Origin of the sequence: Cutibacterium porci (assembly GCF_009696315.1) — a bacterium.
GTDB classification, from domain to species: domain Bacteria; phylum Actinomycetota; class Actinomycetes; order Propionibacteriales; family Propionibacteriaceae; genus Cutibacterium; species Cutibacterium porci.
Genome location: NZ_VUMG01000002.1, coordinates 685,419 through 697,479, shown reverse-complemented (window position 1 = coordinate 697,479; position 12,061 = coordinate 685,419). Strand labels below are relative to the sequence as shown.

General features: G+C 60.1%; 10 protein-coding genes. 3 read left to right on the top strand and 7 right to left on the bottom strand.

Annotated elements, in window-relative coordinates:
• Positions 1–15: 15 nt before the first annotated feature.
• The gene (locus tag FYJ43_RS07175; protein ID WP_154563574.1) at positions 16–495 is read right to left on the bottom strand and encodes a gluconokinase; all 480 of its coding nucleotides are present in this window, start codon (positions 493–495) and stop codon (positions 16–18) included.
• A 207-nt stretch (positions 496–702) separates the two neighbouring features.
• Between FYJ43_RS07175 and FYJ43_RS07170 the strand changes: the two genes are divergently transcribed.
• Both FYJ43_RS07170 and FYJ43_RS07165 read left to right on the top strand, forming a co-directional pair.
• Entirely contained in the window at positions 703–1,407 is a 705-nt protein-coding gene (locus tag FYJ43_RS07170) for a FadR/GntR family transcriptional regulator (RefSeq protein ID WP_154563215.1), read from the top strand.
• Between the two features lie 145 nt (positions 1,408–1,552).
• Positions 1,553–2,257 (top strand): FadR/GntR family transcriptional regulator, encoded by a 705-nt coding sequence (locus FYJ43_RS07165; protein WP_154563213.1) that lies wholly within the window; start codon positions 1,553–1,555, stop codon positions 2,255–2,257.
• A gap of 60 nt (positions 2,258–2,317) precedes the next feature.
• On the opposite strand, the gene gcvP is transcribed toward FYJ43_RS07165, so the two are convergent.
• The 3 genes from gcvP to gcvT are packed head-to-tail and all read right to left on the bottom strand — an operon-like array spanning position 2,318 to position 6,823.
• Positions 2,318–5,302: an aminomethyl-transferring glycine dehydrogenase gene (gene gcvP / locus FYJ43_RS07160; RefSeq protein WP_154563211.1), complete on the bottom strand. Its 2,985-nt coding sequence runs from the start codon at positions 5,300–5,302 to the stop codon at positions 2,318–2,320.
• The gene (gcvH, locus tag FYJ43_RS07155; RefSeq protein WP_154563209.1) at positions 5,302–5,673 is read right to left on the bottom strand and encodes a glycine cleavage system protein GcvH; all 372 of its coding nucleotides are present in this window, start codon (positions 5,671–5,673) and stop codon (positions 5,302–5,304) included. Before gcvH ends, gcvP begins: the two co-directional genes overlap by 1 nt.
• Positions 5,674–5,707: 34 nt before the next feature.
• Positions 5,708–6,823, bottom strand: coding sequence for a glycine cleavage system aminomethyltransferase GcvT (gene gcvT / locus FYJ43_RS07150; protein ID WP_154563207.1), 1,116 nt, complete (start codon positions 6,821–6,823; stop codon positions 5,708–5,710).
• 126 nt (positions 6,824–6,949) lie between these two features.
• Between gcvT and FYJ43_RS07145 the strand changes: the two genes are divergently transcribed.
• The gene (locus FYJ43_RS07145; protein WP_154563205.1) at positions 6,950–7,372 is read left to right on the top strand and encodes a DUF3040 domain-containing protein; all 423 of its coding nucleotides are present in this window, start codon (positions 6,950–6,952) and stop codon (positions 7,370–7,372) included.
• A 4-nt stretch (positions 7,373–7,376) separates the two neighbouring features.
• Here the strand turns inward: FYJ43_RS07145 and FYJ43_RS07140 are convergent, their stop codons facing one another.
• The 3 genes from FYJ43_RS07140 to FYJ43_RS07130 are packed head-to-tail and all read right to left on the bottom strand — an operon-like array spanning position 7,377 to position 11,802.
• Positions 7,377–9,575 carry a transglutaminase family protein gene (locus FYJ43_RS07140; RefSeq protein ID WP_154563203.1) on the bottom strand — a complete coding sequence of 733 codons (2,199 nt, stop codon included), beginning with the start codon at positions 9,573–9,575 and terminating at the stop codon, positions 7,377–7,379.
• Positions 9,572–10,798: a DUF58 domain-containing protein gene (locus FYJ43_RS07135; protein ID WP_154563201.1), complete on the bottom strand. Its 1,227-nt coding sequence runs from the start codon at positions 10,796–10,798 to the stop codon at positions 9,572–9,574. Before FYJ43_RS07135 ends, FYJ43_RS07140 begins: the two co-directional genes overlap by 4 nt.
• Positions 10,795–11,802, bottom strand: coding sequence for an AAA family ATPase (locus FYJ43_RS07130; protein ID WP_154563572.1), 1,008 nt, complete (start codon positions 11,800–11,802; stop codon positions 10,795–10,797). Before FYJ43_RS07130 ends, FYJ43_RS07135 begins: the two co-directional genes overlap by 4 nt.
• Between the last annotated feature and the right edge of the window lie 259 nt (positions 11,803–12,061).

Genomic DNA, 12,061 nt, shown 5'->3' with positions numbered 1-12,061 from the left:
CCTTGAGTCCAGTGTTCAGTTGATGTCGGCCAACCAGGCAGCTGCCATGGTGACGAGTTCCTCGCGAGAGGCGTCGAAGTTGAGGGTGATGCCGACTTCGTCAGCGGTCAGCGGTTCGAGAGTGGCGTATTGGGAGTCGATGAGGCTGGCCGGCATGAAGTGACCGGTACGAGCCTTGATGCGTTGTGTGACAATCGTGCGGTTACCGGCGAGGTGGACGAAGGCAAGATTTGGGCAGGCCATGCGCAGCTGATCGCGATAGATGCGCTTGAGAGCAGAACACGCGACGACGGCTCCGCTATCAGCACGATCGGCGAGCCACGTGCCGATATTAGCGAGCCACGGTTGGCGGTCCTCGTCGTCGAGGGGATGACCGGACGCCATCTTGACGATATTTGCGTGCGGGTGAAGGTCGTCTCCGTCGATGAAGTCCACGCTGAGGTGATCGGCAAGCATGGAGCCGATATCCGTCTTCCCAGCGCCCGCTACCCCCATGACGACGATCGGTGGCACGCGGCGGGGTGGATGGGTCACGCTCATGGTGGTCTCCCAGAATCGCGGTCTTCGCTGACGTGCCTCAGCGTACCTGTTGGAATCAGACTTGTACAGAAAGTGAACGCTTGAACTCATATCTTCAGGGGTGGTGTCGTGCCACGGAGGCCTTCACAAGGTTCGAGGCGACGCTCTCGCTAGGCTGAGGGCATGTTGGATGCCTCTATGGCCACCACGGTCTCCCACGTTCTCGGTGCGCGAATCGTGAGCGGCGCCCTTCCCCCTGGAACCGTTATGAGGCTTGAGGAACTTGATTCAGAGTTTGGCGTCTCCCGGTCGGTCACGAGGGAGGCTGTCAAGCTTCTGGAAGCTCTCCACATCGTCAGGGCACGGCGTCGAATCGGCATTGTCGTTACTGAGGAATCAGAGTGGGATGTCAGCTCCCCGGCAGTCATTGAATGGTTCTTGTCTGGGCCCAGACGTGATGAAGTGATCGCTTGGATTAGTGAGCTGAGGTCAGCGGTTGAGCCGTTGGCCGCTGAACTCGCAGCTCAGCGAGCAACTCGGCATCAGACGACCACGCTGGCCCTTGCCGTGACCGGAATGATCGCGGCTGCTGCTGACCGTGACCTTGATGAGTATCTACGCTGGGACATCAACTTTCATACCGTCCTGCTCCATGCCTCCCATAACCCGTTGGTGGCATCCCATGTCAAGATCGTTTCTGCTGTCCTGGAGGGGCGTACCCACCTCATGCCCTTTGAACCTAAACAGGAGGCAATCGGATTCCATCGCAGTGTTGCCGATGCGGTGGCTGGTCACGATGCTGACGCTGCGGCTGCCGCCATGAGACAAATCGTCACTGAGGCGCATCAGGCTATGAGTTCCTCATCCAACCAAAATGGCGTCAAGTGAGCCAGTGTGACGCACATCACTTAGTGCCGGTGGGTGGCTATTAGTGCTGATAAAAGTACTGTTACCCGGTACTGACGATGCACTTTAGTGAGTATTCCCTAACAATGCCGGGTCGTATCCGTTGTTATGCGTTATCGTTCCTCTCATGCCTCAGGAATTCCTCGCTTCATCGGTGGCCAGTCGTCTTGGTGCCCGCATTGTTGATGGTGACCTGCAAGCCGGTGACGTATTGCGTCTAGAAGACATTGAGCAGGAATCTGCGGCGTCCCGCTCAGTGTGTCGTGAAGCAGTCAAGATCCTCGAATCTTTAAATCTGGTGCGTTCTCGGCGGCACGTCGGCGTGACAGTCTTGCCTGCTGGTGAGTGGGATGTGTTGTCGCCCAAGGTGGTGCATTGGCACATGTCTGGCAACAAGCGTGAACAGGAGATGAGCTGGACCAATGAACTGCGGATAGCCATCGAGCCCACCGCTGCTCGGCTGGCGGCTGAACGGGCTGACGGCGCAGATCTCAGAGGATTACAGGATGCTGTTTCCGGTATGACTGAGGCGATCCGAAACAATGACCCCGCAGGCTTCGCCAATCATGACCACGCTTTTCACCGGAGTCTGTTGGCCGCCACTCGCAATCCGCTCTACGTCGCCCACGTTCCAATGCTGCTGAGTTACCTCGCTGAGCAATACGGTGGCCGCACTCTCACGAGTGATGATGGGACAAACCTTATGCAGCACCGCGACATCCTTGACGCCATCACTATGCATGATGCCGACGCCGCTGAGCAGTTCACCCGAGCCCTTGTTCTGGGGCTCGGGCGGCATAGCACGACAGCAGGGCGGCACGCATACGCGTAGATCTGCGTACGACACCGAACTGGCCGGGTCCAATCTGAATTGGACCCGGCCAGCTGTGCATCAGTCTTCAAATGCCTCCGGAGGAGGGCACGTGCACACCAGATGGCGATCGCCATAGGTGTTGTCGACGCGACCCACCGGCGGCCAGTACTTGGCTTGGATGCGGGTGACGACATTGACGTCCAAACCACGTTCCTGATCGCGCTGGACACCCAGACGCATTCCGGGGTAGCAGCCTAATTCGCGGGAATACGGATGATTCCACTCGTCGGCTACCAAACGCGCTGCCGGATGCGGGGCATTAACCAGCGGGTTGTCGTCCGCCGGCCAATGGCCCGACTGCACCATCCTTGCCTCGTCGACGATCGCCAACATGGCGTCGCAGAAGCGGTCTAGCTCAGCGAGGTCTTCCGATTCCGTGGGCTCGACCATGAGGGTTCCGGCTACCGGGAAGCTCATGGTCGGTGCGTGGAACCCGTAGTCGATGAGTCGTTTAGCGACGTCATCGACAGTGATCCCCGTCTGGGCAGTCAGAGGCCGCAGATCGAGAATGCACTCATGGGCCACATAGCCATTCTGTCCGGTGTAGAGGATCGGGATTGCGTCGTGCAGGCGATGAGCGATGTAGTTGGCGTTGAGAACAGCCACCTCAGTCGCGAATTGCAGTCCCTCGAGACCCATCAGACGCAGGTATGCCCAGGAGATCGGCAGCACCGACACCGACCCGAATGGCGCAGCGGAGACGGCATGTCCATCATGAGTCACAGTCCCACCGTTATTGAGCGGATGACCATTGCGCGGATTGAGCGGATGACCAGGCAGGAATGGCGCTAGGTGGGCTTTGGCCGCGACGGGACCGACACCAGGACCTCCACCTCCGTGCGGGATGGCGAAAGTCTTGTGCAGGTTGAGGTGGCTAACGTCACCGCCGATGTGGCCGAACTGTCCCCATCCGACAAGGGCATTGAAGTTTGCTCCGTCGATATAGACCTGTCCGCCTGCGTCGTGAACCATGTCACAAACCTGTCGCACGCCGTCTTCATAGACACCGTGAGTTGACGGGTACGTAATCATGATCGCTGCTATACGCCCCTCGTTCGCAGCAATCTTGGCGGCCAGATCGTCGCGGTCGATTGTGCCGTCATCATTGGATTTGACGACGACGACCTTGAGCCCTGCCAACGCGGCCGATGCGGCATTCGTGCCATGTGCGGAGGCCGGTACCAGGCACACATTGCGTTCGGTATCGCCGCGAGAAATATGGTAGCTGCGGATGGCTGCTAGACCCGTGTACTCGCCTTGGGAGCCCGCATTGGGCTGTAGGGAGACAGTGTCGTAGCCAGTGAGCTCTGCTAGCCAGATCTCAAGGTCACGGATGAGGCGCAAACTACCGGCCTGATCCTCAACGGGGGCGAAAGGATGCATCTGCGAAAATGCCGGCCAGGTCATGGCTTCCATCTCGGCGGCAGCATTGAGCTTCATAGTGCATGAACCGAGCGGAATCATGCCGCGGTCCAAGCCATAGTCGCGGTCTGCTAAGCGCTTCAGGTAGCGCATCATGGCGGTCTCAGTGTGGTAGCTAGAGAAGACTGGATGCGTCATGAAAGATGACGTGCGCCGCAAATCCTCTGGCCAGGCGTTAACGGGCGTGCCGTCCACCGTGTCGATATCTCCGCCCAAAAGTTGGGTGAGCTCGTGTAGCTCGTCATCGGTGACGGTTTCGTCAACCGATATTTGCACAGTATCGTCGTCAACGAGATCGAGGGTGTACCCGCCCTCCCGGGCTCGGTTCCACAACTCTTTCGCTGCACCACGCGCACTGATGTGGATGGTATCGAAGAACGGCTGATCGGTGACGTGAAGACCCCCTGCGCGCAGACCGTCGGCAAGCTGATGGGCCCGATCGGTGATCTGGGTGGCGATCTGAGTTAACCCCTCAGGTCCGTGCCACACGGCATAGGCGGCGGCGACCACAGCGAGAAGAACCTGAGCGGTGCAGATATTGCTTGTTGCCTTGTCACGGCGGATGTGCTGCTCGCGGGTCTGCAATGCCAGTCGGTACGCGGGGTTACCATCGGCGTCAGTCGATACGCCGACGAGCCGTCCCGGAATTTGGCGCTCTAAACCGCTGCGAACCGACATGTACGCTGCGTGCGGCCCGCCGTTGCCCATGGGGACTCCGAAGCGTTGCGATGAGCCGACGGCGACGTCGGCACCGAGTTCACCGGGAGGCGTCATCAAGGTGAGTGCCAACAGGTCGCACTGTGCGATGGCGATACCGCCTGCTTCGTGAACCGCATCGAACACCTCAGAGGGGTTCCACAATGCCCCGGTGCTGTCCGGGTAGGGAGCGAGGATGCCGAAGCACCCCGCATCAACCTCAGGGCGCCACGACGCCGGGTCGCGAAGGTCAGCCTCGACTACCTCGATGCCGGCCGCCTCAGCATGGCCCAGTACGACATCGCGTACTTGGTCAAAGAGGTGAGTGTGCACTACGAAACGGTTGGACTTCACTTTCCGGGTGGCACGGCGGGCCAGCAGCATTCCCTCGGACGCCGCGGTGGCCTCGTCGAGGAGGGACGAGTTCGCCAGGGCAAGGCCGGTGAGGTCAGTAATGAGTTGCTGGTAGATCGTCAGCATCTCCAGACGACCCTGGGAAATCTCAGGCTGGTACGGGGTATATGCGGTGTACCAGGAGGGGTTTTCCAGGATGTTGCGACGAATCACTGGTGGGGTCAGCGTGCCGTAATAGCCACGACCGATGAGGGCGCGGGTAACACGGTTACCCGAAGCGATCTCAACCAGTTCAGCGCGGGCGGTCGCCTCGTCGACGGCGGGCGGTAGGCTCGGGGTGCCAACAGAGGAGCCATCGGTGTTAAGGACAGAGGCCGGGATGGCATCGTGAATGATCTGCTCAAAATCTGTAACCCCGACGGTGTGGGCGATGTATTGCAGGTCCTTGTCGATGGATCCGACGTGGCGGCTCGAAAAGGGGCGCGGCCCCTTGAGGCCGCGCCGATCCTCAGTATGGTCAGTCATTGTCATCACTCAGCGGTGAGCTTGAGATAGGCGTCACGGTCCATGAGGTCGTCAGCCAGCTGACCGCCGGAGACTTTGAACAACCATCCTTGTCCGAACGGATCAGAGTTGACCAGTTCGGGGGACTCGCCAATCGCCTCGTTGACCTCAGATACAGTGCCCGTTACAGGGCTGAAAAGGTCGGAGACCGACTTCGTCGATTCCACCTCGCCGATAGCCGATCCTGCGGACACTTCGCTGCCGGCTTCGGGGACGTCGACGAAAACGACGTCTCCCAGAGCTTCTGCGGCGTAGTCAGTGATGCCTACGGTTACGGTGTCGCCGTCAATAGCGACCCACTCATGTTCGGTGGAGTACTTGAGATCGGACAGTTCCATGTCTGCTCCTAGATGTCTGGGGTGGGGATTGGGGTCAGGCTCGCTTGTAGAAGGGCAATTCAACCACGGTGACGTCGAGGGCTTTGCCTCGCACATCAACACTAAGAGATGTGCCAATCTCGGCGACGTCGGGATCAACGAAGGCCATAGCGATGGGATGGCCCAGAGTTGGGGAGAGGATGCCGGAGGTGATAGCTCCGACGGTTGTGCCCTTGTTGAGGACGGAATACCCCGCACGTCCAGCCCGGCGTCCCTGACCGGCCAGTCCGACGAGCACCCGATCGGTGGTGCCATCGCGATTCTCGAGGGCGGATCGTCCGACGAAGTCGCCTTCTTTCTTGAAGTTGACAACTCGTCCAAGCCCAGCCTGAGAAGGATGGATGTCGGTTCCCAACTCGTTTCCGTACAGGGGCATTCCTGCTTCCAGACGCAGGGTGTCGCGGCAGGCAAGGCCGCACGGCGTGAGGTTGTCGCCACCTGCGACCGTGAGGAGCTGCCACAGGTCCTCGGCAGCCTCGGCCGGCACATACAGCTCGTAGCCGTCTTCGCCGGTGTATCCGGTGCGAGCGACGAGCACGGGGAAACCATTCAGTTCTCCGGTAAGGCAGCGGTAGTACTTGACGTCGCGGACCTCGTCGATGTCGAGGGTGGTATCGCCCTTGTGGAGGGCTGCCAACACGATCTCGACAGCTTTGGGGCCTTGTACAGCAACGAGGGCGGTCTGAGCGGATTCATCGGTGACGGTGACGTCGAACTGCGCGCAGCGCCTGGTGAATTCCGCCAAATCAGTCTCGGCATTGGCAGCATTGGCAACGACGAGGTAATCACCGTCGGGCAGGTGGTACGTCACGAGGTCATCAACGACGCCTCCTTCGTCGGTAAGTAGGAGGGAATACTTCGCGCGACCTTCCGCTACAGCGGAAAGTTTGCCGGCCAATGCGTAATCGAGGGCAGCCCCAGCATCAGGGCCAGAGATCCTGATCTCGCCCATGTGGGATAGGTCGAAGATGCCGGCATTGTTGCGGACGGCGTGGTGTTCAGCCAGATCGGAGGAGTACCGCACGGGCATATTCCAGCCCGCGAAATCGGTGAACGATGCTCCGAGGCTTTCGTGTACTGCCGCCAATGGTGTACGTCGAAGCGTGGTCATGCCTCGAAGTATGGCATGACGAGGGACCGTCTGCTTGCCTGTAGCGAGAACTGAGGACGTAGACTTATTGACGTACAACGGAGTTCATTGTCGCGAACTCCGACGCAGGTCAGGTAGGAGTTCGAGATGCCCTTGTCAGCTGAGGAGCAGCGGCGGCTCGCCGAGCTTGAGGAGGCGCTGTCTGCCGACGATCCCGACTTTGCCCGATCCTTCTCCCGTCGTGCTTCTGCGACTCGTCGTTCTCACACCGGTGACAACGCGTTGGAGCAGCGGCGCCTGCGTCATCGCCGGGCCCGGCGCCGTCAGATTCTCATCGGATCGGTGATGGTGCTGCTGGGCCTGGCCGGTGTCATTGGTGGGGCAGTCCTTCACAGCGGAGTTCTTGGCGTTGTCGGGTTCGCCATTATGGTCGTCGCGGTGGGGGTATTGCTGTCGATGCCTGGTGAGGGCGCGATGCTGCGTCGTAACGGGGTGAGGCAGCGCGAGCTCAATCCTGAGTCTTTTACGGCTCGGATGGAGGAGCGTTGGCGTCGACGTCAGTCGCGATGAGGCCTCATCTCTTGATAAGCGATGTTGGCATCCACCTCGCTAACCAGTGCGGTCGGGGGGTATGTGCGTGTGCCAGCCATTCCCTGACTGTATGTAGGTCGTCGATCATGGTGTCGTAGGAACCATCCCTACCTGACCAGCGGTCGCGCTCTTCGCCCAAGGCGAGTTTCGTAATGGCAGCGGCGGTCGTCGGATCCATGTCGGTGGCCAGGGCATCGGCCAGATGACGCGGGGTGCCATCGGGCCAGGCCAGACCGTGGTCGATCCACAGGTCGTGGACTTCCCGCCACATGCCGGCAATCGAGCCGCTAGTCATTCGGCGTCGTGCGATGAGGATGCGAATGAGCATGGGCAGCGTGAGAACGACGAGAATGGCGAGGACTGCAACGAGAGGTGCCCAGATGGAGTTGTCATGACTGGCGTTGTCAATAGGCACTGGGCGAGTGGTGGGCGTCGGGGTTTGAGCACGTGACGGTTCAGGCGAAGCTGACGCGGGGGTCGGTGCCGAAGACGTTGGCGATGACTCGGGGGTGGGGGAGGTAGAATGAGTGGCGGTTCCTTTGGTGGTCCAGGCTGGTGCTGGTGCCACTGCAGCTGTCGGCTCAAACCGGACCCAGCCGTAGTCTTGGAAGTACAGTTCGGGCCAAGCGTGCATCTGGCGGGCGCTGACTTTCCAGGTGTTTCCGTCGCGGGTGCCGGGAAGGAAGCCGACAGAGACTCGTGATGGAATCCCCTCAAGTCGTGCCATAAGTGCCATTGATGCCGCGAAGTGGATGCAATAACCACGGCGGGTGCGCAGCAGGAAGTTTTCCAGCACCTGGTAGCCGTCGCCTTCGGGGGCATTGATGTCGTAGCGGAATCGAGCACTGTCGCGAAGCCAATTCTGGATCGCGATGGCCTTGGCTACCGGAGCCGATTTTCCTTCGGTAATTCGGTGAGTTAATTCTCTAATGTCAGATGGAATTGTGGCAGGTGCCTCGGTGTATACCGCGTTATCTGGGGTGCCGACTATGGCGTTATCGAAGGTGGCCGGATCAGGATCGGGCGCTTGAACTGAGATGGTGTACTGCATATCAGTTGTCGCACGGTTGTGATCGGCGGAGGTCGAGACAATTGTGAGACTCTGCGGATCCCACGCCCAGGTTTGGTCGACGTCGGCAGCAATTGGCCCATACGGAGCAGGCAAATATTGTGAAGAGAATTTGGTGATGCTGACGTCGACGGTGTGACTGCGCGACGGGCCGGATAATCCCGGTACCGTCCCAGGGGCGGTCCGTTGCAGGTCGACTGGGATGAGGCCCCATCCTCGGTCAGTCATCTTCGGCAGAGACGTCGTGCGTAGGTATTCACCGTCTGGGGCGTTAGTGGTGTAGCTGATGATGGATGCGGTCGACGTGTTGTGGAGATTTCGACGCAAATCAATCGTGGGATCACTCATCCGGACTGGGGCCGATGGGTTGGCCCCAGGGCGAGATAGATCAATATGGCCCCAGACAGGCGCGATTGTGGCCAGGATTGTTGCCAGCGCGATGACAATAACGGTGAGTATGGCTGCCGTTAACCACGCCAGTGGGCCACCTCCGCTAAGCGCATGATCGACGGTGAGGATGATGAGCCAGCCAGCCGCGATCAGGGCGAAGCTCCACCAGGGGGTGCCGTCTGTGGCGGCGAGCACAGCGACTAGATGGATAGCTAGCAGCGGAGCGAGAGACCATCCGGGCCTCTCGAGGGTAATGGTCAGTAGGTCTGTCAGGACGGTCAGAATGCCGACAACGGTTGTTGCCAGCCAGATCACTCCGATTGACGGGGGTAGAGGCCCGGTGGTCGTCTGGATCACGGTGATGGTGTCACGGTATAGATGCAAGACATTTATGGGGAACATGCCGGGGGAACCCGATGCGCTGACGCCTCCCGCTGCAGCAGCGACAATGACGACGAGGATGGCTTGTATGCCCTGTACCTCGGCGTGATCCCAGTGATGGCGCCGACACACCAGGCCGATGGTCTCAAGGAACACAGCGATGGCAGCCGGACCGATCCAGTAGAACGGGTCGGTGGTGAGCCTTGCGATCGAGAAGACAGCCAAGATCATGGCCAGCGCTACCGCGATGTGAATCGTGACGTGCGCAGATGAGTCCTTAGCCACGTCGAGAGAACCGGGCTGTTGGGATGGCGACTGAGTGGCGCGATGAGGGCGTGTCATAGAGTTGCCATCCTTGCGGTCTGTAGCAAGTTTTGCCATGCCGAATCAATCGCGGTATGGGATTTGACGGGAACAACCGTCCATCCAGCGTCAGCTAGTTGCGCGACGGCATGCGTGTGCTCGTCGGCCTGCTTAAGGGGGCCGCGAAACCGTCGAGCTGTGAACGTGTCGGGATCCAAGACTAGGGCGAGACCAGCGACCCGATCTCGTCGTAAGTCCATCAGCGGATCAATATCCGCCGTCTCTAACCGGCCGAGGATGGCGATAGCGGGGCCGTCGATACCTTGGCATGATTTCACGGCTTTCGTAAGCGTGGTCTCGGGGCGAAGTGGCTCGTCGATGAGGGAGTCAAGAAGATCGCCCTCGAGTAGGCCAGCGGAATCACACACCTGGGTGGTATACCCGGCGGACGTCAGACGTGTCGCGATAGATGCCACTGCGCTAACTGCCCACTCGAAGGACGCGTCGGGGCCAGTACCGGCATGACGCTGAGCCCGAGAATCCAACACCATGACGACGGATGGATTCCACGCCTGTTCTTCGCGTCGGACCATGAGTTCACCGCGGTGAGCGGTGGAGCGCCAGTGAATGCGTCGTACCGAGTCTCCGGTGTGCCAATCTCGCACCATGGCGTCGTCGGCACCACGTCGTCCAGCGTCGGTGGCCGAGAGCCGGGTGTCGAATCCCGGGCTGCCGAGCTCGTCGGATGCGCCAAGATCGACGATTCGCGGCGTGACGACCACCTCGGCAACATGACCGAGATTGGAATGACGACAGGCCATACCAAATGGGTCGACGGTGCGCATGACGACTGGGCCGATGGCGAATCGACCACGGGTCGTAGGTATGAGTGGAGTCTGGATAGTGGCAGCCGACCATTGTGGTTGGCCTAGCGACGATGGGATGGTGTCGGTGAACTGGGCTGCTCCGAGCGGGAGTCCGCCACGACGCTCCACCGTGACCACGTCACAGGTCTGACTGCCCAACGGCATCCGGATGGCGACGGGATCCCGAGTGATGTGTACGCGTGGTCGTAGCCATGCCACGACAACCATGGCTAGTAACGGCAATAAAACGAGGAGAATCCCGATTCTCGCCAGGCTGCGCTGATCGATGCTGAGGCCGATGGTCACAAGCATGATCCCGACGATCCCGACCGCGCGTCCTCGTGACGTGAGTAGTCCCCGGCGGACAGTAACGCTGGACGTTGCGGCGGTGCTCATCGGCCCCGCTCAGGCAGGGGAGTCTGGCGCAGAATCGACTCGATGACCGATTCAGCCGCGTGAGCAGTCTCGTGACTGGGGACTCCACTGCGTCCCGAAAAGATCAGTCGGTGAGCCAGGATAGGGACAGCCAGAGCTTGGACGTCATCGGGAATGACGTAATCGCGTCCGCTCATGGCAGCGCGGGCCCGGCAAGCGCGAACCAAGTGGAGGGTTGCGCGGGGAGACGCACCTAACCGAATGCTCTGGTGCGATCGAGTGGCGCTGATGATATCGAGGACGTACTCGGCAATCGCAGTGGAAACATGTACCCCACGTACGGTCGAGATGATGGCTCGGATTGTCTGAGCGTCGGTCACCGGCATGATCTCATCAAGAGGTGATGCGGCGCTGTGGTGTTCGAGCATAGCGAGCTCTGCCGATCGCGCCGGGTAACCCATCGTGATACGAGCCATGAAACGGTCACGCTGTGCCTCTGGCAGGCGGTACGTGCCCTCCATTTCGATGGGGTTCTGGGTGGCAACCACCATGAACGGGGCTTCGAGCGGGTGAGTCTGGCCGTCCGCTGAGACCTGGCGCTCTCCCATAGCTTCGAGTAGGGCTGATTGGGTTTTAGGAGAGGCGCGGTTAATCTCGTCGCCCACCACAATGTTGGCGAAAATCCCGCCTGGTTTAAAAATGAATGCCCGCTTTTCTTGGTCATAGATGCTCACACCGGTGATGTCTGAGGGAAGTAGGTCCGGTGTGAACTGAATGCGGTGGACGGTGCAGTCGATGGCGCGCCCTAGCGCTCGAACGAGTGCTGTCTTCCCCACGCCAGGAACGTCTTCCACTAGCAGATGCCCCTGGGCGAGAAGGACGACGAGTGCTGTGTCAATGCGTTCGTTCTTGCCCTCAATTGCACCCGCGACGGTCGATCGGATCGCATTCGTGGTTGCCACGACGTCATCAATTGAGACTGCGTGCGGCTCGATGTCGTCACGAGGCTGGGCGTGCGCTGGCATAACCAGCCGTGGTTCGTGGTGGCTCAACAGAATCCTCCTGGCGTGCGCGGCAGTGACCGCAGCCCATGGTATCCGGGCCTGATGACGCTGAAATGTCCATCGGTGGCGTGCAGGTGCGAAACAGGGCATAGCGATCTGCTCGCGTCATATATCGGCAATCTTTGTGCCATTGGTGGCGTCATGACGCGGTGCGGGTGGAGAGAAGTGGTGAGGGAGGATGAGGAAGGTGACGGGGTGGAGCGTTGTGGAGTATGGTGGA